Source organism: Crossiella sp. CA198, assembly GCF_052078295.1.
Classification (GTDB): domain Bacteria; phylum Actinomycetota; class Actinomycetes; order Mycobacteriales; family Pseudonocardiaceae; genus Crossiella.
The window spans coordinates 28,593-49,055 of record NZ_JBQJIM010000041.1 but is presented as its reverse complement, the minus strand read 5'-3'; the positions used below and the strand labels follow the sequence as shown (position 1 = coordinate 49,055).

Genomic DNA, 20,463 nt, shown 5'->3' with positions numbered 1-20,463 from the left:
ATGGCTACCGCCGATCCAGGGCAGGGGTGAACGCACCGAGTGGCGGCTCGGTGCGTTCACCCTGTTCCTTTTTGTTGTACTTTTGGCCAGGGTCCGGCAATTCGATTGCGGGCTGGGCCACCGGGGTATCCGGGCCCATGGCACTGTCGAAAGCCGAACGCGAACAGTTCCTGGCTCAGCCGCACATCGGCGCGCTGTCGGTCCTGGAACGTCCGGACCGGGCGCCGCTGACGGTGCCCATCTGGTACCAGTACGCCCCCGGCGGTGAGCTGTGGGTGCGCACGCCGCCCGATTCCCGCAAGGCCCGCGCGATCGCCGCCGCCGGCCGGTTCAGCCTGCTGGCCCAGCGCAGCACACCGACGGTCCGCTACGTCTCGGTGGAGGGTCCGGTGATCAGGACCGCCGCCGGTGACGACGAGCGGTCGCGGGAGCTGGCCGCGCGCTACCTGCCCAGCGAGAAGGTCGAGGAGTTCGTGGCCTACGAACGAACCCACCTCGGCGAGCACATCACCATCTACCTGCGGCCGGAACACTGGCTCTCCGCCGATCTGGGGCCTGCCTGATCAGCAGGCGGCCCCAGACCCGCGTTCGTCAGTCGGCGGGCAGGCCCACCCGCTCCTTCTCCTGGCGCAGCCAGCCGTCCAGCCACCAGCTCAGCTCGATCAGCAGCATGCCGACACCGGCCACCAGGAAGCTCAGCAACAGCGTGGGCGAGTGGTTCGGGTCGATGTCGAAGAAGCGCTGGCCGAACGGGATGAGCACGGCGAAGGCGAATCCGGCCGCCATGGACAGCAGCAGCGCGGCCTTCCACCACACGTACGGCCGGGCGATCACCGCGAGCACCCAGAAGGCCACCAGGAACAGCGTGACCACCGCGGCGGTGCTGCGCTGGGCCTGGGTGGCGCTCGGGTCGGCGATGGCGAGCAGGTAGCTGGTGAAGGTGGCCACCGCGGCGATCGCGCCGGCGGGCACGGCCAGCCGCATCACCCTGGCCACGAACCCGCTGCGGGCCCGTTCCTTGTTCGGCGCCAGCGCCAGGAAGAAGGCCGGGATGCCGATGGTGAAGGCGTTCAACAGGGTGGAATGCCTGGGGTAGAACGGGTACGGCACCTGGGCGATGATCACCAGCACCGCCAGCAGCACCGAGTACACCGTCTTGGTGAGGAACAGGTTGGCGACCCGCTCGATGTTGCCGATCACCCGGCGGCCCTCGGCCACCACATAGGGCAGGGTGGCGAACTTGTTGTCCAGCAACACGATCTGCGCCACCGCCCGGGTGGCCGGGCTGCCCGCGCCCATGGCCACGCCGATATCGGCGTCCTTGAGCGCGAGCACGTCGTTCACGCCGTCGCCGGTCATCGCCACGGTGTGCCCTCGGGACTGCAGCGCGCCGACCATGTCCCGCTTCTGCGCCGGGGTGACCCGGCCGAACACGGTGCCGTTGTCCACCGGATCGGCCAGCGCCGCTTTGCCCTCGGGCAGGGTGCGCGCGTCGATCGGTTTGTCCGCGCCCGCGAGTTCGAGCGAGGCGGCGACCGCGCCGACGGAGACCGCGTTGTCGCCGGAGATGACCTTCACCGCCACGTTCTGTGCGGCGAAGAAGTCCAGCGTGTCCTTGGCGTCCGGGCGGACCTTCTGCTCCAGCACCACCAGGGCCACCGGGGTGACCACGCCGGGTGCGGCGCCGTCGTCCACCGGGCAGCTCGCCCGGCCCAGCAGCAGCACCCGCAGGCCCTGCGAGCCGGTTTCCTCGGCCTCGGCGCGGACCGCGGAACCCGGTGCCAGCAACACATCCGGCGCGCCGAGCACCCAGTCCCCGTCGGCGTGGAAGCTCGCGCCGCTCCACTTGCGCGCGGAGGAGAACGGGGCGATCGCGCTGACCTGCCAGCCGGTGCCGTCCGGGTGCGCCTCGGCGATGGCCTGCAGGCTCGCGTTCGGGCGTGGATCCGCACTGGCCAGCCCGGCCAGCGTGGCGGCGATGTCGGCCGCCGAGTGCCCGTCCAGCGGCCGGACCTCGGCCAGTCGCATGCCGTTCTCGGTGAGCGTGCCGGTCTTGTCCGCGCACACCACGTTCACCCGCGCCAGGCCCTCGATCGCGGGCAGCTCCTGGACCAGGCACTGCCGCCGCCCGAGCCGGACCACGCCGACCGCGAAGGCGATGCTGGTCAGCAGCACCAGGCCCTCGGGCACCATCGGCACCAGCGCGGCCACCATCCGGCGGATCGCGTCCGGCACGTCCTTGTTGTCGGCGAGCTGGCTGTAGACGGTGAGCGCGCCGATCGGCACGATCATCCAGGTGATGATGCGCAGGATCTTGTCGATGCCCGAGCGCAGTTCGGAGGAGACCAGGGTGAACTTGCTGGCCTCCTCGGCCAGCCGGGCCGCGTAGGCCTGCCGCCCGACCTTGGTGGCCTGGTAGGCGCCGGTGCCCGCGACCACGAAGCTGCCGGACATCACCTCGTCGCCGGGCTGCTTGACCACCGGGTCGGACTCGCCGGTGAGCAGCGACTCGTCGACCTCCAGCGCCTCGGCGGTGAGCACCAGCCCGTCCACCACGATCTTGTCGCCGGGGCCGATCTCGATCACGTCGTCCAGCACGACCTCGTGCGGGGAGACCTCCACCGCGCGCCCGTCCCTGCGCACCGTGGGTTTGGCCTCGCCGACGATGGCCAGCCGCTCCAGGGTGCGCTTGGCCCGCACCTCCTGCACGATGCCGATCAGCGTGTTGATCACGATGATGACGCCGAAGAGGCCGTCCTGGATCGGCCCGATGACCAGGATGATCGCGAAGAGCACCCCGATGATCGCGTTGAACCGGGTGAACACGTTGGCCCGGATGATCTCGCCGACACTGCGGCTGGCACGGGCTGGGACGTCGTTGGACTGGCCGGCCGCGACGCGCTGCCGTACCTGCTGCTCGGTCAGTCCACTGGCGGGGTCAACCCCGGCGAGCGCGACCGGTTCTTCCGTCGTCGACACTGCGCGAGGGTACGCGCCAGCGCTGGCCGGCAGCGGGCGAACTCGCAGGTCCACTCCGCCGAGCGACGGGACCGGGGGAGTTGCTAGCTCCGCTGGGTGACCTCGGCCAGTTCGGTCCATCCTTCGGGGGACTGCGGGCCGTCGACCTCCAGCAGCCGCAGGTAGCACTCCCTGGCCAGCAGCACCTTCTGCAGCTCCTCCAGGATCTCCTCGAAGAACTGCTCCCGGTAGCCGGCGTCGTTGACCGCGTAGACGGCGAAGTAGAGCGCGGAGAAGGCGGCCATCACGATCGAGACCTGGATCAGCTCGTTGCTGACCCCGTCGATCGGGATCGGGATGGTGAAGAAGGTGCCCTCGGTCAGCGGGTGCCCCACCCAGGCCTCGGCCACCGAGTCCTTGATCGCGATCGCGCCGAAGGTGACGAAGAAGAGGAAGACCAGCAGACCGAGCAGGGCGATCTGCAGGCCCTGGCTGACGAAGGCGATGAGCAGCACGTTCAGCCGCTCGCCCAGCTTCATCGGGTGCCGGTCGAACTGCAGGTCCTCATCTGGCAGCTGCTCGGCCAGCCTGCCCAGTTCGGTGCCTGCACAGGCCGCGCGCACCGAGTCCGGGGTGATCTCCACCCGCAGCTTCTTCAGCTCCTCGGGCAGCCGCACGCACAGGAACAGCGCGATGATCACGATGAAGAACCAGGCGATGCCCCACAGCCGGGGGCGGTCCAGGTTGCCCGACATCTGCCAGTTCTCGGTGTTGATGAACAGGAAGGTGACCAGGAGCAGCAGCAACGGCACCGCCCTTGTCACCAGCCTGCCCAGGTTGCCCAGGTGCGGGACCAGGTGCCAGAGCGACCAGTGCACCAGCGAGCCGATGCCAGCCCTGGTGAAGGCGTAGATCACCAGCACCAGCGCGGCGCCGATGACCAGGTCCTCCCGCGCGTCCGCCCAGCTCCAGTTGAGCAGGCCCTCCAGCACCGGCGGCGCGCTGAGGGTGATCACCGCGCCGGTGATGCCCGCGGTCCGGCTGCGCAGGTAGCGGCGACCGGTGCGCAGCCACAGGAACAACAGCGCGGCGCCGATCGCTGTGACAGTGGCCACACCCAGACCGGTGAGTTGGTAGGCGTCGTCCTCGGCCATCCGGGCGCTCGCCTGCGCCGCGGACAGGCCGCCGTAGGGCGGGCTCCAGCGCCAGCCGACCGACACCACGATGTAGCCGAGAACCCCGCCCAGGAAGAACATCAGCGCTGGAAGTGAGCGCGCCAGCACCGGGTGCTTGCGCATGTTGCGCACCACGAACGGCATGCCCTCGCGCAGGAACCAGCGCTCGACCTCTTTGATCGGCAGGCTGTGCCGCTGCTTGTCCTTCGCCACCCGGCCGAGGCTATCGGCGTTGCCGCGATCGGGTGTGGCGGCACTCTCGGCGGTGGGAAGACAGCGGCCAAGAATGAGACATCGGTGTATCGTTTGACTCGTGGACGTCCAATTGGGCCAGGAGGCCGCGCGGCCTTCCCGGGTACCTGTCTGGGGCCTTCTGGGCTCGACGGCACTGTCCGTCACGGGCAACGCGATCGTGAGTGTCGCGATGCCGATCCTGGTGCTGCAGCGCACGGGCAGCGCCGTGCTCGCCGGTGTGGTGGCCGCCGCGGCCATGGCCCCGCTGGTGCTCTCGGCCCTGTTCGGCGGGGCCCTGGTGGACCGGTTCGGGCGGCGGCGCTCCAGCGTGGCCGCCGATCTGCTCAGCGCGGCCGCGGTGGCCGCGCTACCCCTGCTGGACATGACCCTCGGCCTGGGCATCCCGCTGATCCTGGGCCTGGTCGCGCTCGGCGCGGTCTTCGACGGTCCGGGCATGGCCGCGCGGGAGGCGCTGCGGCCGGATGTCGCGGCCAAGGCGAAGCTGCCCCTTGAGAAGATCAACTCCTGGGGTGAGGCGGTGGACGGGATCGGCGGCGTGGCCGGTCCGGGTCTGGCCGGCGTGCTGATCGCGCTCATCGGGCCGATGAACACGTTGTGGGCCACCGTGATCATGTTCTTCCTGGCCTCGATGCTGACCTTCACCGTGGTGCCCTCGGTGCAGCACACCGGCGATGCTCGTCCGGCGGTGGAGCCGTACTGGCAGTCGGTGTGGCAGGGCCTGAAGTTCGTCTGGACCGAGGGCGCGCTGCGGGCCACCGCGCTCACCGGCATGCTGATCGTGCTGTTCCTGACCCCGCTGTCCTCGGTGATCATGCCCGCGATGATGTTCCAGGCAGGCAAGCCGGAACAGACCGGCTTCGTGCTCGCGGTCTTCGCGGTCGGCGGCATCATCGGCGCCATCGGCTACGGCGTGATCGCCCGCTTCGCCGGCCGCCGGATCGTGCTGCTGGTCGCGCTGCTGCTGACCTCACTGGCCTTCCTCGGGTTCGCGCTGAGCACCGACTTCGGCTGGCTGCTCGCCCTGGCCCTGGTCACCGGTGTGGTCTCCGGTCCGATCAACCCGGTCACCGCGGTGGTCATGCAGGAGCGCACCCCGGAGGCCATGCGCGGCAGGGTGATCGGCACCATCACCTCGCTCTCGCTGGCGGCCAGCCCGCTCGGCGCGGTCGTGGCGGGCCCCATCGTGGAGTACTCCGGCCCGGCGACCGCCTTCCTGATCATCGGTATCGGCTGCCTGCTGGCCACTGTCTACGCCGCCCTCGCCCCTGGGCTGCGCAAGATCGAACCTTCCGACGCGCCGTTCGCTCCGGCGCCGCAGAAGGCGACCACGTGATGAGAGGAAACCGATGAACAACCTGGGCCCCGCCGCCTCCCTTCGGCTCGGCTCGCAGATCCAGGCTGCCAAGGCCACCAACTGGCTGCTCGGCGGGCTCGGTGATCTGCTGGTGCAGGTGGAAAACCCGAAATGGCGGGAAAATCCTTATCCACTCTATGAACAGATCCGGCAGAAGGGCCCGCTCTACCGCGGGCTCAGTGGCACCTGGGCCACCACCTCGCACGCGCTGTGCAACCAGGTGCTGCGGGATCGCCGCTTCGGGGTGAAGAACGCCGACGGCTCCGGCGTGGTCGGCGGCGCGCTGGGCGCGGTGGCCAACACCTACCCGGAGAGCTTCCTGGACCAGGACCCGCCGGACCACACCCGGCTGCGCAGGCTGGCCGCGCCCGCGTTCAACCCCAAACGTGTGGATGGCTACCGGCCGCGGGTGCAGCAGATCGTGGACTCGTTACTGGACAAGGTGGAGGGCCAGGAGACCTTCGACCTCATCAGGGATGTGGCCGCGCCGCTGCCGATCACGGTGATCAGCGACCTGCTCGGCATCCCGGAGGCCGACCGCACCGACTTCGCCGAGTACGGCGCGCGGATCGGCGAGGGCCTCAGCGGGGTGCACTCGATCCGCCAGGCCAGGGAACTCATCCACGTGGGCGCCGAGCTGGTCGCGCTGTTCGACCGGCTGCTGAAGGAACGCACCAAGGATCCCGGCGACGATGTGATCAGCAGTCTGGCGGTGGCGGTCGGCGAGGAGAAGATGACCGCCAGCGAACTGCACGGCACCGCGATGTTGTTGCTGCTGGCCGGGTTCGAGACCACGGTGAACCTGATCGGCAACGGCGTGCTCGCCCTGCTGGCCCACCCCGAGCAGTGGGCCCAGCTGCGGGACAAGCCGGAGCTGGCCGCCGCCATGACCGAGGAGGCCCTGCGGTACGACCCGCCGGTGCAGGCCACCATGCGGATCGCGCACACCGACGTCGAACTGGCAGGCGAGACCATCAAGGCAGGCCAGCTGGTCGGGGTCATCCTGGCCGCGGGCAACCGCGATCCGGAGGTCTACCCGGAGCCGGACAAGTTCGACATCACCCGGACCGGTGGTCCCGAGCACCTGGCCTTCTCCAGTGGCATCCACTACTGCATCGGCGCCCGGCTGGCCCGGATCGAGGGCGAGATCCTCTTCCGCAGCCTGGCCGAGCGGATGCCGCTGCTGCGGCAGGCCGGCCGGCTGGAACGGCGAGAGAGCAGCACCATCTGCGGACTGCGCGAATTCCCGGTGACCGCCAAGTTCCCGGCGCAACGCAGTCAGTGACCGGACCAGGCGGCCGCGGTGACCACCCCCAGGGTTGTCGCGGCCGCCGACCCGATCGAGCGTGTCCCAGACCACCTTCACCAGGGCTTTTGCCTCTTCGGGCATTAGCATGCGGGGCGTTGGCGGTTCTCGGCTGATGGGGAGCAGGTTCGTGCGGGATATCGCGGTCTTCAGCGGCAGTGCCCACCCCGAGCTGGCGGCGGAGATCTGCGCCCAGCTCGAAGTGCCGTTGCGGCCGGTGCGCACGCAGCGCTTCGCCAATGACTGCATCGAGGTGCAGTTGCAGGCCAACTGCCGGGAGCGGGACGTGTTCCTGATCCAGCCGCTGGTCACCCCGGTGCAGGAGAACCTGGTCGAGCTGCTGCTCATGCTGGACGCGGCGCGTGGGGCCTCGGCGGCGCGGACCACCGTGGTCATGCCGCATTACGCCTACGCGCGCTCGGACAAGAAGGACGCGCCGCGGATCTCCATCGGCGGCAGGCTGGTGGCCGACCTGCTGGTGGCCGCCGGGGCCAACCGGGTGCTCGCGATGACCCTGCACTCCCCGCAGGTGCACGGATTCTTCAGTGTGCCGGTGGACCACCTGCACGCGTTGCGCGAGTTGGCACTGCACTTCCGTCAGCACGACCTGTCCAACACCACCGTGGTCTCTCCCGACCTGGGCAACGCCAAGGAGGCATCGCACTTCGCGCGCCTGCTCGGGGTGCCGGTGGCGGCCGGGGCCAAGCAGCGCTTCGCCGATGACAAGGTGACCATCAGCTCGGTGATCGGCGAGGTGGCAGGGCGGGACATCATCGTGCTGGACGACGAGATCGCCAAGGGCAGCACCGTGCTGGAGCTGCTGGACAAGCTGCGCGATCTGGGTGCGCGCACGATCCGGGTGGCCTGCACGCACGGGTTGTTCGCCGGCGGCGCGCTCAAGCGGATCGGCGATCAGCCCGATGTGCTGGAGATCGTGTGCACCAACACGGTGCCGATCCCCGACGGTGAGCGGGTGCCCAAGCTGAAGGTGCTCTCCATCGCGCCCGCGATGGCCGAGGCCATGCGGCGGATCCACAACGGCGAGTCGGTCAGCGCGCTCTTCGACGCCTGAGTCGCCGCTAGGCAGGGAAGAGCTGCTCGGCGACCTGGCGGCACACGGACGCGCCGTGGGCCTGCCCGAGTCCGGCCGGATAGCTCACCAGCACCGCCAGCACCTTGTCCGACCACACCGCCAGGCAGTTCACCGCCCAGTTGCGGGTGCCGCTGTGCTCGGTCCAGCCGTTCTTGGTCGCGAGCGGCTTTCCGGTCAGGCCGGGGGCTTCGGCGATGCCGAAGGCGTTGGAGGGGGCCACGTTCCGCATCTCGCCGCGCAGCCAGTCAGTCCACTGTGGACTGAGATGGCGGCCGTCGAAGAGGCACTGGCCCATCCGGGTGGCATCGGCGGCGGTCATCCTGGTCTTGGACCACCAGCCCGTGGTGATCCTGGTGCCGGTCAGCCCGCAGGTGGTGATCAGCCGCTGGATCACCGCGTCCGAGCCGCGCCTGCGGTAAAGCTGTTGCGCGGCCTGGTCATCGGAGACATTGATCATGCGGTGCAGGGCGTTCAGGTCGGCCGGACCGGGTTTGGCCGAACCGAGGCCGTGCAGGAAGTCGAAGGCGATCCAGGCCTTGACCATCGACTCCACCGTGTTGGCGAAGGCGCTCTGATTGGCCGAGCCGCGGGTCTCGCCGGTCCTGGTGTCGCGCAGCGACCAGGAGTACTGGCCGGGGGTCCGCACCTGGACCTGCGGGGTGTTCGCCCTGGGCTGCACCTCCGGTTCGGGCTGCCTGCTCAGCGTGGGCAGCTCGAATCCGGGGGCGCTGGTGCTGACCGTGGGCAGCGCTCGCTGGCAGCCGCCGAGGGCCACCATGAGCAGGGCGAACACGGCGACCGTCCTCTTGCGACTCATGGCGGCGACGCTAGGAACGAGGTGATGAAGAACTGACGAAGAAGCTGTGCGGCAGCGGTGCGATCGGACGCGGCCGGGTGATTTCACGGCTTCCGGGGCGGGCCTTCACCATTTCTTCACGGTCGCGGCGGGGGTGGCTGCGACACTGGGCCGGTGAGCGCGCGCATCCTCCTCGCCGAGGACGACCAGAAGCAGGCGCACCTGATCCGCGTCTACCTGGAACGGGCCGGGCACAGCGTGCTGGCCTGCGCGGACGGCCGGACCGCGCTGGAACTGGCGCGCACCAGGCGGCCGGACCTGATCGTGCTGGACGTGATGATGCCCGAGGTGGACGGTCTGGACGTGTGCCGCATCCTGCGTGCGGAGTCCGCGGTGCCGATCCTGATGCTCACCGCGCGCTCCACCGAGGCGGATCTGTTGCTGGGACTGGATCTCGGCGCCGATGACTACATGGTCAAACCGTTCAGCCCGGCCGAGCTGACCGCCAGGGTGCGCGCGCTGCTGCGCCGCGGCGCAGCTCCTGCCGCGCCGGAGCTGATCACGGTGGGGGAGCTGGAGATCGACCCGACCCGGTTCACCGTGCGGTTGCGCGGCGAGCCGGTGGAGCTGACCGCCAAGGAGTTCGACATCCTGCACGCGCTGGCCCAGCAGCCGGGCGTGCCGCTGACCCGGACGCAGATCCTGGAGCGTGCCTTCGGATTCGACAACCACGTGCTGGAGCGCACGGTGGACGCGCACGTGAAGAACCTGCGGCGCAAGGTGGAGGACGATCCGGCCCGGCCGCGGTACCTGCTCACGGTGAGCGGGCGCGGGTACAAGCTCGCCGAGGCGCTGTGAGCCCGCGCTGGCACGGCAGTCTCCGGTTCCGGTTGCTGGTGCTGACCGCGGTGGTCGCGGTGGCCGCGGCCGGGCTGACCGCCTGGCTGACGGTGTACCAGGCCAGTCAGCAGGTCTCCTCCTCCGCGGCCGCCGAGGAGGCGGCGACGAAGTCCATTGTGGACGAACTCATCGGCTTCGGCGCGCTGCGCGGCAGCTGGGACGGCGTCTCCGGCACCGTGCGGGCGCTCAAAGACCGCACCGGGCAACGGATCCGGCTCACCAGCATGGCCGGTGAGGTGCTGGTGGACAGCGACACCCTCGACGGCGGCGGCGCGCGGCCGCTGAGTGAACGCGCGCCGCTGCTGGTCGACCCGGTGCCCACGCCGATCCCGCCGCCGGACGGCTTCGGCGGCGCGGTGCCGCTGACCACGATGCGCACCTCATCCCCTGGCACCTCATCCCCTGGCACCTCGGTCCCTGGCACCCCGACGCAGACGCCCGGTTCGGGCCAGCCCCTGCCCCCTGCGGCCGACATCCGCGCCGAGCCGGAGAGCTGGCTCACCCGGCTGGTCTACTACCGGGAGAAGGTGGAGCTGGCGAGCTGCCTGATCGGCAAGGGTTTCCTGGTGGAGCAGAAGCCGCGGCCGGACGGCGTGCCGGTGGTGGACCTGCTCGGCGACAATCCGGACCCGAGCCGGAAAACGGCCATCGGCGACTGCGGGTCGCGGCTGCGCCGTCAGGCGAGCGGCCGGACCGAGATCGACATCCTCAAGACCTGCACCGAGTCGCCCGCCTCGACCTGCGTGCTGAACAGTTTCCGGGCCCGGATCCAGGCGATCATGCCCGCGCCGCTGCTGCTGTCGGTGGGCGCGGGCGATCCGCCGCCGTCCCGGACCGTGCCGCTGCTGCCCGCGCTGCTGGCCGCGGCCGGGGTGGCGCTGGTGGCGACCCTGGGCATGTGGCTGGTCAGCCGCCGGGTGCTGCGGCCGGTGGGCGCGTTGCGGGCCGCCTCCACCCGGCTCGGCGCCGGTGATCTGGCCGAGCGGGTGCCGGTGCGCGGGGACGACGAGATCGCCGAGCTGGCCGGTGCGTTCAACCGGATGGCGGATTCCTTGCAGCGCAGCGAGGAACGGCAACGGCGGATGATCGCCGACATCGCGCACGAGCTGCGCACCCCACTGGCCAACATCCGCGGCTACCTGGAGGCGCTCAAGGACGGCGTGCTGCCACCGGATCGCGCGCTGTTCGCCTCGCTGCACGAGGAAGCCCTGTTGCAGCAACGGCTGATCGAGGACATCCAGCTGCTCGCGCTGGCCGACGCCGGGTCGCTGGCCTACGAACGCGGGCCGGTGGACCTTGGCGAGGTGGTCGCGGCCACCCGCACCGGCTTCCAGGCGGTGGCCGGCGCGGCCGAGGTCGAGCTTGTGTCCACTGTGGACGATCCGGCGCCGGTGGTGGACGGCGATCCGAACCGGCTGCGGCAGGTGCTGGGCAACCTGGTGAGCAACGCGATCCGGGCCACCCCGGCCGGTGGCCGGGTCACGCTGAGCGCGCGGCGCGAGGGCGCGGCGGCGGTGCTCACCGTGGCCGACACCGGCAGCGGGATCGCGGCGGCGGATCTGCCGTTCGTCTTCGACCGGTTCTGGCGGGCCGACGACGCCAGGGCCAGGGCCACCGGCGGCAGCGGGCTCGGGTTGTCCATCGCCCGCGAGATCGTCGCCGCGCACGGTGGCGTGATCACCGCGGAGAGCCCCGGCGGGGCGCGGTTCACCGTGCGTCTGCCCAGGTCAGCGAGTTCGTAGCGGGTTCAGCTATGGCATGGCGGCCGGTACGGGTAGTCCGGGAACCGCGCCGCCCACTCCGCCGCGGTGACCGGGCTGCCGCGCAGCGCGCACAGCCGGTTCACCGCGGCCGCCGGATCGGTGTCCCAGAACCGCAGCGTGTGCCCGGCCGCGGCCACCGCGATCCGCCTGCCGCCGGCGTGGAAGACGTTGGTGACCGGGGCATCCGGGCTGGCCAGCGGGGCGAACAGGGCCGGCTGCGCCGGATCGGTCAGGTCCCACAGCCGGGCGGTGCGATCGGCGCTGGTGGTGACCAGGGTGCGGCCGTCCGGGCTGAACTCGGCGGTGTGCACCGGGCCGAGGTGACCGGTGACGGTGGCCAGTCCGGCAGGCCGCGCCGGGTCGGTGACCGTCCACAGCCGGACGGTCTGGTCCAGGCCCGCCCCGGCCAGGGTGCGGCCGTCGGGGCTGAACGCGACCCCGAGCACCGCCTCCCGGAAACCGGTGATCTTGGCGGTCTGCCGGGGGTTTCCCTGGTCGGCGAGGTCCCAGAGCCGGATCGAGCGGTCGGCGTTGCCGGAGGCCAGAGAGCGGCCGTCCGGGCTGAACGCGACCGCGTTGACGGCGCGGAAGTTGTCCGCCAGGATCGCCAGCCGCCGCGGCCTGCGCGGGTCGGCGACATTCCACAGCACCAGGTCCCCGGCATCGTCGCCACTGGCCAGCAGCGTGCCGTCCGGGCTGAACGCGACCTGGCGGACGGTCTCCCGATAACCGTCCAAAGTAGACAGTTCGACCGGGTGCGCCGGATCGCCAAGGTCCCAGAGGCGGATGGTGCGGTCGCGGGAGCCGGTGGCCAGGCGGCGGCCGTCGGCGCTGAACGCGGTGTGCTGCACCGCGCCGGTGTGCCCGGTCAGCGTGCCCAGCGGCAGCAGCCCGGACCAGTCGGTGCGCCACAGCCGGACCCGAGGGTCCTGGACGCCGGTGGTGGCCAGCAGGTTGCTGCCAGGATGGCCAAACACACCGTGGATCTCGCTGTCCCGGCTGACCGGGCTGCCCAGCGGCTCGTGCCACAGGTAGGAACGGCCGCCGCTGCTGGAGGAGGCGAGCAGCCGCCCGGCGCGGTCGAAGGCGATGGCGCGCACCCGGTTCGGCTGCCGCAGCCGCTCGATCTCCCGGCCGGCCACCAGATCCAGCACCCGCAGCACCCCGTCGTTGGCGCCCAGCACCACCCGGTCCGGATCGGGGCCGAAGGCCAGGCCGCGGACCAGCACGTCCGGCGCGGGCACGGTGCGCGGCACGCCCGCGCTGACCTGCCACAGCGTGTGCGTCTCGTCGGCGACGACCAGCCGGCGGCCGTCCTGGCTGTAGGCGATCGCGCTGACCGGGCCGCGCGCGGTCAGGATCCGTTGCGGGGCACCGGGATTGGCCGGGTCGGTGAGCCGCCAGCCGAGTACCGCGCCGTCCGCGCCCGCGGTGGCCAGGGTGGGCCCGTCCGGGCTGAACGCCAGCCCGTACACCTCGCCCGCGTGCCCCGGCAGCACCGAAACCTGTTGTGGCGCACGGAGATCACGCAGTGACCAGACCCGGGTCAGCGCGTCCGCCGAGCCCGCGGTGGCCAGCAGTGTGCCGTCCGGGCTGAACGCCAGCTGGTTGACCCTGGTCCGCGGCAGCAGCGCGGCCAGCAGCTCGGGCTGCTGTGGCACAGCGACATTCCACAGCGCCACCCCGCCTGCCCCGGCGAGGGCGAGCGTGCGGCCGTCCGGGCTGAACTCCAGTCCGCTGACCCGGCCGGTGTTGGGCAGGGTGCGCAGTGGTTCGTCCCGGCGGCCGTCGATGGCGTCCCAGAGCTGCACCACCCCGTCCAGGCCGCCGGTGGCCAGCAGTCCGCCGTCCGGGCGCAACGCGACCACGTCGACCTGCTCGGCCCCGCCGTGCAACCGGGTCGGGTAGGCGGTGGCGAAGGCCGAGAGCACCGCGCCGCGGGCGGCCGGGGTCTCGGCGAGCTGGTAGGCGGCCAGCGCGAGCTGTCCGGCCAGCGCGGGATCGGCGCCGAGCAGGCTGCTCGCATGCTCGCCGACCTGGCGGGAGGTGGCCTCGTCCCGCGCGGTGAGCGCCTGCTGCCGCTGCACCAGCGCGATCCCGCCGGCCAGCACCGCGATCAGCACGAACGCGGTCAGCGCGGCCACCAGCGTGCGCAGTCGCCGCACCCCGCGCTGTTCCTCGCGCGAGCCTGCCCGCAGGAAGTCCCGCTCCACCGGGCTGAGGTCCTCGGGGTGACCACTGGCCCACTCCTGGGCGGTGGCCAGCGCGATGCCCCGGTAGGTCAGCGCGGCGGCCCGGTCGTGCCCGACCCAGGCCTCCACCGCCTCGCCCAGCCGCTGCCGGGCCCGCAGTCCGGCCCGGTCGGTGTCGATCCACTCGCGCAGCCGTGGCCAGGCCCGGACCAGCGCCTCATGGGTCAGCTCGACCGTGTCGTGGTCGAGCACCAGCAGCCGGGCGGCGGCGAAGGCCTCCATCGCCACCAGCGCCGGGTCCTGCCGGTCCCCGGCGGTGAGCTGCTCGCGCGGCACCCGCCGCCGGGTGTCCTCGCCGTCCGCGCCCACCCGCACCAGGCGCAGCAGCAACCGCCGGGCCGCCTGCCGGGCGTCCTCGTCGAGCTGGGTGAACACCTGCTCCGCCGCGGCGGCCACCGCACCGCGGATGCCGCCGGTGGCCCGGTATCCGGCCACGGTGAGCCGGTCCTCCACCCGGTGCTCCCAGGTGCCGCGCAACGCATACGACAGCAGTGGCAGCGCCCCTGGCTCGTAACCCCGTTCGCTGGCGCCGAGATCGCTGAGCAGCAGCTCCGTCAGCCCCGGTTCCACGGTGAGCCTGCTCGCCTCGGCCGGTCCGGAGATCGCCTCGGCGAGTTCCAGTCGGGACATCGCGCCCACCGCGAACTGGTTGTGCCGCACCACCTCCAGCAGCTCGGGCTGGGCAAGGCACTGCGGGAAGAAGTCCGCCCGCACCGCCAGCACCACCCCGTCGGCGCCCCGGCGGCACAGCTCGGCGAGGAACTCCGAACGTTCGGCGGCGGACTCGCAGAGGGTGAAGACCTCCTCGAACTGGTCCACCACCAGCACCGATCCCGCCCCTGGCAACCGCCGCAGCGGCTCAGGGCCGGGGGTGATGATCTCCACCGCGGCCAGTCGCGGCGCCAGTCCCGCCCGCAGCAGCGAGGACTTGCCTGCCCCGGAGGCCCCGAACACCACCAGCGGCGCTCCGCGTTCCCTGGCCGCGGCCAGCGCCGCCACCAGTTCCCCGGTGACCCGTTCCCGCCCGAAGAACCACCGCTCGTCCGCCGTCTGGAAGGCCGCCAGCCCGCGGTAGGGGCACACCGGCTCCGGCACCGCGGCGGCCAGCGCGACCAGCACCCCGTCCGCGTCGAGCACCTCGTCCAGCCGCTGGGCCAGGTCCAGGGTGGCCGGCCTGCGCCCGTGCTCCAGGTTGCCGAGGTAGCCCTTGCTGTAGTGCGTCCGCTCCGACAGCGCCGCCAGCGAGAGCCCCCGCTCCCGCCGCAGCCGCCGCAGCTCCGCGGCGAACCCGGCTACGCCGCTCATGCCGTTCTCCCTGGTCAGCGCCGGTATCCCGGTATCCCGGCATCCCCAGCAGAGGATACGGCCAGTCGCAGGAGCAGGGTGCCCGGCCGCGATGACCCGGCGACCACCCCAGCGGACTGGGCCGGTTCGGCATTTCCGCTGTTCAGCGCTGTATCCCAATGTCGAGGAGCGGAGGATACGGCGAGGGTCTCCTCAGACCGCCGGACCGCGCACAGACTCACCTCGGCTCGCGGATCCCCGTTTCACCGCCCCGGTCGGCATCGACGACCTGGCGGCCACCACTTCGGGCAGCGATCTCCGCGGCGGCCGACCTCGAAGGAGACCCATGCGAACGCCCCTGCACCGAAGACTCACCGTGGCAGCGCTCAGCGGCGCGCTGCTCGCGGGCACGCTGTCCGCCGCGCCGATCGCGCATGCCGCCGTGCCGGTGGACGAGGCTGGGCTGGCCAACGCGCTGTTCGGCGCCACCATGCGCATCGTCAACCGGGACGACGCGCTGGCCAGGAACCTGGTGGTCAGTGCCGAACTGCTGGACTGGCGGGCGAAGAACCCGCAGGCCGCGCCGGCCGCGGTGACCGCGCACCTGAGCGCGGTGCGCAAACACGTCGAGGCCGTCGTGCCCAACCAGGCGTGGAACCGGGAACCGGTGGAGGCGGTGAGCGCGGCACTGGTCGCGGCCCGTTCCGCGCCCGGCGCGACCATCGACGGCGCGCGGCTGGGCAGGCTGAACAACACCCTGCTGGGGCTGGACACGGTGCCGGTGTCCACCAAGCCCGAGGACCGGGTTTCCGGTGCGCAGCAGCAGTTCGCCTGGGAGGCGGGTTACGCCGACAACCAGCGTGAGGTGTGGACCGGGGTGGCGCTGACCGCACGCGCCGACGCCGGGTTCCGCGGCGCCTGGAACGCCGAGATCGGCGACCAGGCCAAGGTCAACTCCGCGGCGAGCGCCACCGAACTGGGCCAGGGCGAGCAGCTGCGCACGGTGCTGGATGTCAACGCGCTCCGGGCGGCGGCCCAGCTCGGCCCGGTCAAGCTCAAGGAAGCCACCGACACCTCGTTCAACGACCTCGTCGGCAAGCTCTACACCGAGCGCAAGGAAGCGCTGAACCACCTCTCCAGCGCCTCGGGGAAGAACCCGCCGGATGCCAAGCCGACCGAGCCCACCGAAGCGCAGAAGACCGCGGCCAAGTCGGCCGAGGACAAGCGCAAGGGCTACGTCGACACGATCAAGGGCGGCCTGGACGGCCTGGCCTTCGTGGTCGGCATGATCAACCCGGACTTCGCCAAGCGGATCACCAAATTCGCCGAGGGCGCGGTCAAGGTCGCCTACGCGGTGAACAAGGCGATCACCGCCTTCACGCTGATCAACTCGGCCTTCTCGCTGGCCACCGCGGCCTTCACCGGCAACGTGATCGGCGCGATCAGCTCGCTGGTCTCGGTGTTCGGCGCCGGTGGCCCGACCGTGGAGCAGCAGATCCTGGACCAGATCAAGGAGATGCGCAAACAGCTCGAAGCGGTGCAGCAGAACATGAACGACCGCTTCGACAAGGTCGACGCGAAGCTGGACAACATCTACAACCGGATGCTGGCCGAGTTCGCGAAGCTGGAGATGGGGGTCGCCTGGGTCCGGGAGAACACCGAGCAGATCCTGGCGAAGGTCAGCTCGCTCAGCACCGAACTCCAGGTCACCGGCACCACCCTGCTCAAGGCGATCGCCGGGCTGTACAAGCTGAACCGGTGGGGCGTCGTCGACTACCACCTGGACTACGAGCGCAAGCACCACGGGCAGCGGCTGCCCGAGGCCGACTTCAAGAAGGGCGAGAGCGACTTCTGGGTCACCGCGGTGCAGGCGCCGACCAACGACCTGTTCGTGGTGCCACCGGCCAACTACCGCACGGACTCGCCGACCGTGCTGAGCAACCTCAACCTGCACGGTGACGGCGGCGCGGCCGCGTTCCTCGGCTACTACGCCAACGCCAAGCTGGATCCGGGCTTCACCCACACCGGCCATGGCGGCAACGCCGCGGTGTGGAGCATCGGCGCGAACGCCTACGGACTGCTGGCCAAGCAGAATCCGGAGTGGGCCAGGAACATGGCCACCAACGTGCGCGGCAAGGCGGTGCTCGATGAGGGCCGCGCCATCCGGGACCAGCTGCTGGCCTTCAGCCAGTCCGGCCCCGACGGCGGCACCAACAAGATCTTCCAGACCCTGCTCGCCGACTACAACGCCAAGGCCGGTGAGCTGTCGGCCAAGGTGCTCGAACGGGAGGCCGAGGTCAACGAGGGCAAGACCCTTGCTCTGTGGCGCGGGCCGGAACAGGGCGCGCCCGCTGGCACGCCGAGCCTGTACGCGACGCCCCAGGTGGAACCCTGCACGGCGAACAGCGATCCGGTGTACAACTACAAGCTGTCCAGGGCGAACCGGCACAACGGGCAGCACCTGAGCCCGCCCGTGCAGTTCTATCGGTACTTCCGGGGGCACGAGTTCGGCTACCGGGCCTGCTGGAGCTACGAGGTGCGCGTCGTCTCAGGTACCCCGCGCGCCTTTGACCTGGTCATCGCGATGACCGACGAGTTCGCCATGCCCGGCGTCGGCACGAAGAGCACCAAGCGGAACCTCGCCGTCGTGCATCGCTGGAACGACGGCCTGCCCGCGCAGCACGAGATCCAGAACTTCATCAAGAACGAGTGGGACCGGGGTCTCAAGGCCAACTACGACAGCAGAGCCGTGCCCGACACCGGCACCGAGTTCACGACGCCGTACTTCGCCAAGCTGGGCGAGGACCTGCTCAAGTCGAAGCGGGTGGACTTCTACAACCGGGCCGCCACCTTCGTCAAGGACAGCCCGGCAGGCCGGGAGCTGAACCTGGCCGCGCGGCTGCTGCGCTCCTACACCGAGGCCGGTTTCCCGCGGGCGCTCAACACCGACGAGTTCCTGCGCTCGGTGCTGCACGGGCCCAAGGCGCTCTACGGCGCGGGTCAGAACGACAACGAGTACCTGGCCTGGGAGTACCTGCTGGCCGCGTCCAACGTGTCAGCGGACAAGCCGGCCTGGGACCCGGCCCGCTCGGATGTCAGCCAGGCGTGCGCCATGATCGCGGCGACCAACGCCACCGATCCGGTGCGCAACTGCCTGCGGGACAACATGAAGTCCCGGCAGGACCGGCTCACCGACCGGCTCGCCGAGCAGTTCAAGCAGCGCTGGGAGGGCGCTGACCAGACCCTGCCCGGACTGCAGACCCAGCTGCGCACGCTGTGGCTGACCCTGCGCTCGGTGTGGCCGGACTTCGACTTCGGCCCGGCGATCGAGGCCCCGGCGCCACTGGCGCCCGCGGCCGCGATCTGGAACCAGCCGGAGCCCGTGGACAACACGCTCAACTCCATGACCGGCCCGGCGATCACCTCGTTCAAGGGCAACCGGTTCACCGCCTGGCGGGGGAACGACGGCAAGCTGTACGGGTCGCTGGCGGGCAGCCGGGACTGGGCGCCGAAGGTGGTCATCGACGACGCGGGCGCGGGGGTCCTGTTCGGTCCCACCGCGATCGAGTTCAACGGCAAACTGGTGGTGTCCTGGAAGAAGCGCGGCCGCGGCGAGGTGCCGGTGCAGGCGCACGCGGTCAGCACGGACGGGATCACCTGGACCAGCTCCGTCGCGCACCAGCAGACACCGGGGGTCCGCACCTTCGACGCCCCGGCGCTGGCGGTGTTCAACGGCTCGCTCTACGCCCTGCACCGCGGTGAGGACCAGCAGCTGTACCGCACCACCAGCACCGACGGACTCACCTGGACCGCCCCGGTGCTCACCCTGGCCGGAAACATGACCAACCAGCGACCGGGCATGGCCGTGCACAACGGCAAGCTCTACGTCGCCTGGCGCGGTCACGACTCGAACCCGCGGGCCTATATGGCGTCCTCTGTGGACGGTGTCAACTGGGTGCCGGCCCCGGTCCGGGTCGGCGGGACGGCGGCCTCGGTCGACGGCGGTCCGGTGCTGGCCTCGCACGGCGGCAAGCTGTACGCGGTGTGGCGGATCGCCGGTGACCCGGCGATGTACGGGGCCTATTCCACCAACGGCGCCGAGTGGTCGCCGCAGTACACCGTGGCCCGTACCGCCAAGACCTGGCAGGCCCCCAGCATGACCGTGCTTGAGGGCAGGCTGCGAATGGTCTGGGGACCGCAGGGTCCCCTGGAGGGGAGCAACCTGAACACCGCGAGCAGCGCGGTGCTGCCCGGCTGATTCAACCGGGCAGGAGCACGATCTTGCCCACATGCCCGCGTTCGAGGAATCGGCGCTGCGCGGTGTGCACCGCCGTCAGGGGAAAGGTCGCCGCGACCGGTGGTCGCACGGCGCCCGCCCTGGCGGCGGTGACCAGTTTGGCGAAGTGCGGGCGGGTGTGCATGGACGAGCCGATCAGGCCGATGTTGTGCAGGTACAGCCGCCGCAGGTCGAAGTGGATGGTCGGACCCGCCACCGCGCCGGCGATCACCCAGCGGCCGTCGTCGCGGATCAGCGGCAGCAGGTCGTTGACCGCGGCGCCGCCTGCGATATCGGCCACCGCGTCCAGGCCGTGCGGGGCCTGGGCGCGGATCTGGCCTGCCAGATCGCCCGCATCCCTGGTGACCACGCCGGTGGCGCCCAGCGTGCGGACATCGTGTTCCTTGGCGGCGGTGGTCATCGCGATCGGGCAGGCGCCGCGCGCGGCCAGCAACTGGACCAGGGCCGCGCCCACGCCACCGGAGGCGCCGGTGACCAGGACGGTCTCGCCGGGGCCGATGCCGCCGCGTTCCAGCATGCCCATCGCGGTGCCGTAGGCCACCGGCAGGCAGGCCAGTTCGGCGTCGGAGAGCGGGGAATCGGCGACCTGGTGCACCCGGTCCGCCCGCGCCAGCACGTACTCGGCGAACCCGCCGTCGGCCTCGCTGCCGAGCAGCCCGACCGGCGGCGCGTGCTCGCCCTCGTCCCGGTAGAGCGCCGGATCCACCAGCACCCGCCCGCCGATGAGGTCCGCGGGCAGATCCGGGCCCACCGCCGCGATCACCCCGGCGATATCGCCGCCCTGCACCCTGGGGAAGGCGATCGGGCCGCGCCAGCCACTGCGCGCGTCCGGATCGCCGGGGCGGCCGTAGGCGCCTTCCCTGGTCCAGATGTCGGTGTTGTTCAGCGCCGCGGCGGTGACCCGCACCAGCACCTGGCCTGGACCGGGCGCGGGCACCGGATGGTCGCCGCGCAGCTCAAGGGTGTCCGGGCCGCCGTGCCGGGTGAGGACCGCGGCCGTCATGACCTTGTCCATGTCCCCACCCTGGCA

General features: G+C 71.2%; 12 protein-coding genes. 7 read left to right on the top strand and 5 right to left on the bottom strand.

Annotation, left to right across the window (positions count from 1 at the left end; genetic code table 11):
• The first annotated feature begins 137 nt into the window (after positions 1–137).
• Positions 138–563 (top strand): pyridoxamine 5'-phosphate oxidase family protein, encoded by a 426-nt coding sequence (locus tag ACTOWY_RS41425; RefSeq protein WP_441315065.1) that lies wholly within the window; start codon positions 138–140, stop codon positions 561–563.
• A 28-nt stretch (positions 564–591) separates the two neighbouring features.
• Here ACTOWY_RS41425 and ACTOWY_RS41420 read toward each other — a convergent pair whose 3' ends face one another.
• Both ACTOWY_RS41420 and ACTOWY_RS41415 read right to left on the bottom strand, forming a co-directional pair.
• On the bottom strand, positions 592–2,979 hold the full coding sequence (locus ACTOWY_RS41420) for an HAD-IC family P-type ATPase (RefSeq protein WP_441315064.1): 2,388 nt from the start codon (positions 2,977–2,979) through the stop codon (positions 592–594).
• Positions 2,980–3,062: 83 nt separating this feature from the next.
• Entirely contained in the window at positions 3,063–4,346 is a 1,284-nt protein-coding gene (locus ACTOWY_RS41415; RefSeq protein WP_441315063.1) for a hypothetical protein, read from the bottom strand.
• 100 nt (positions 4,347–4,446) lie between these two features.
• On the opposite strand from ACTOWY_RS41415, the gene ACTOWY_RS41410 reads away from it, so the two are divergent.
• From ACTOWY_RS41410 to ACTOWY_RS41400, 3 genes are all read left to right on the top strand, one after another.
• Positions 4,447–5,721 carry an MFS transporter gene (locus tag ACTOWY_RS41410; protein ID WP_441315062.1) on the top strand — a complete coding sequence of 425 codons (1,275 nt, stop codon included), beginning with the start codon at positions 4,447–4,449 and terminating at the stop codon, positions 5,719–5,721.
• A gap of 13 nt (positions 5,722–5,734) precedes the next feature.
• On the top strand, positions 5,735–7,027 hold the full coding sequence (locus ACTOWY_RS41405; protein ID WP_441315061.1) for a cytochrome P450: 1,293 nt from the start codon (positions 5,735–5,737) through the stop codon (positions 7,025–7,027).
• A 151-nt stretch (positions 7,028–7,178) separates the two neighbouring features.
• The gene (locus ACTOWY_RS41400; protein WP_441315060.1) at positions 7,179–8,120 is read left to right on the top strand and encodes a ribose-phosphate diphosphokinase; all 942 of its coding nucleotides are present in this window, start codon (positions 7,179–7,181) and stop codon (positions 8,118–8,120) included.
• 7 nt (positions 8,121–8,127) lie between these two features.
• Here the strand turns inward: ACTOWY_RS41400 and ACTOWY_RS41395 are convergent, their stop codons facing one another.
• Entirely contained in the window at positions 8,128–8,958 is an 831-nt protein-coding gene (locus ACTOWY_RS41395) for a serine hydrolase (RefSeq protein WP_441315059.1), read from the bottom strand.
• Between the two features lie 153 nt (positions 8,959–9,111).
• Between ACTOWY_RS41395 and ACTOWY_RS41390 the strand changes: the two genes are divergently transcribed.
• Positions 9,112–9,795, top strand: coding sequence for a response regulator transcription factor (locus ACTOWY_RS41390; RefSeq protein ID WP_441315058.1), 684 nt, complete (start codon positions 9,112–9,114; stop codon positions 9,793–9,795).
• On the top strand, positions 9,792–11,579 hold the full coding sequence (locus tag ACTOWY_RS41385) for a sensor histidine kinase (protein WP_441315057.1): 1,788 nt from the start codon (positions 9,792–9,794) through the stop codon (positions 11,577–11,579). The genes ACTOWY_RS41390 and ACTOWY_RS41385 overlap by 4 nt, the downstream gene beginning before the upstream one ends.
• Before the next feature lie 5 nt (positions 11,580–11,584).
• Here the strand turns inward: ACTOWY_RS41385 and ACTOWY_RS41380 are convergent, their stop codons facing one another.
• Positions 11,585–15,157, bottom strand: a complete 3,573-nt coding sequence (locus ACTOWY_RS41380) for an nSTAND1 domain-containing NTPase (RefSeq protein WP_441315056.1) — start codon at positions 15,155–15,157, stop codon at positions 11,585–11,587.
• 325 nt (positions 15,158–15,482) lie between these two features.
• Here ACTOWY_RS41380 and ACTOWY_RS41375 point away from each other — a divergent pair, with 325 nt between their 5' ends.
• Positions 15,483–19,394 (top strand): hypothetical protein, encoded by a 3,912-nt coding sequence (locus ACTOWY_RS41375; protein WP_441315055.1) that lies wholly within the window; start codon positions 15,483–15,485, stop codon positions 19,392–19,394.
• A 1-nt stretch (position 19,395) separates the two neighbouring features.
• Here ACTOWY_RS41375 and ACTOWY_RS41370 read toward each other — a convergent pair whose 3' ends face one another.
• Positions 19,396–20,448 carry a zinc-binding dehydrogenase gene (locus ACTOWY_RS41370; protein ID WP_441315054.1) on the bottom strand — a complete coding sequence of 351 codons (1,053 nt, stop codon included), beginning with the start codon at positions 20,446–20,448 and terminating at the stop codon, positions 19,396–19,398.
• Between the last annotated feature and the right edge of the window lie 15 nt (positions 20,449–20,463).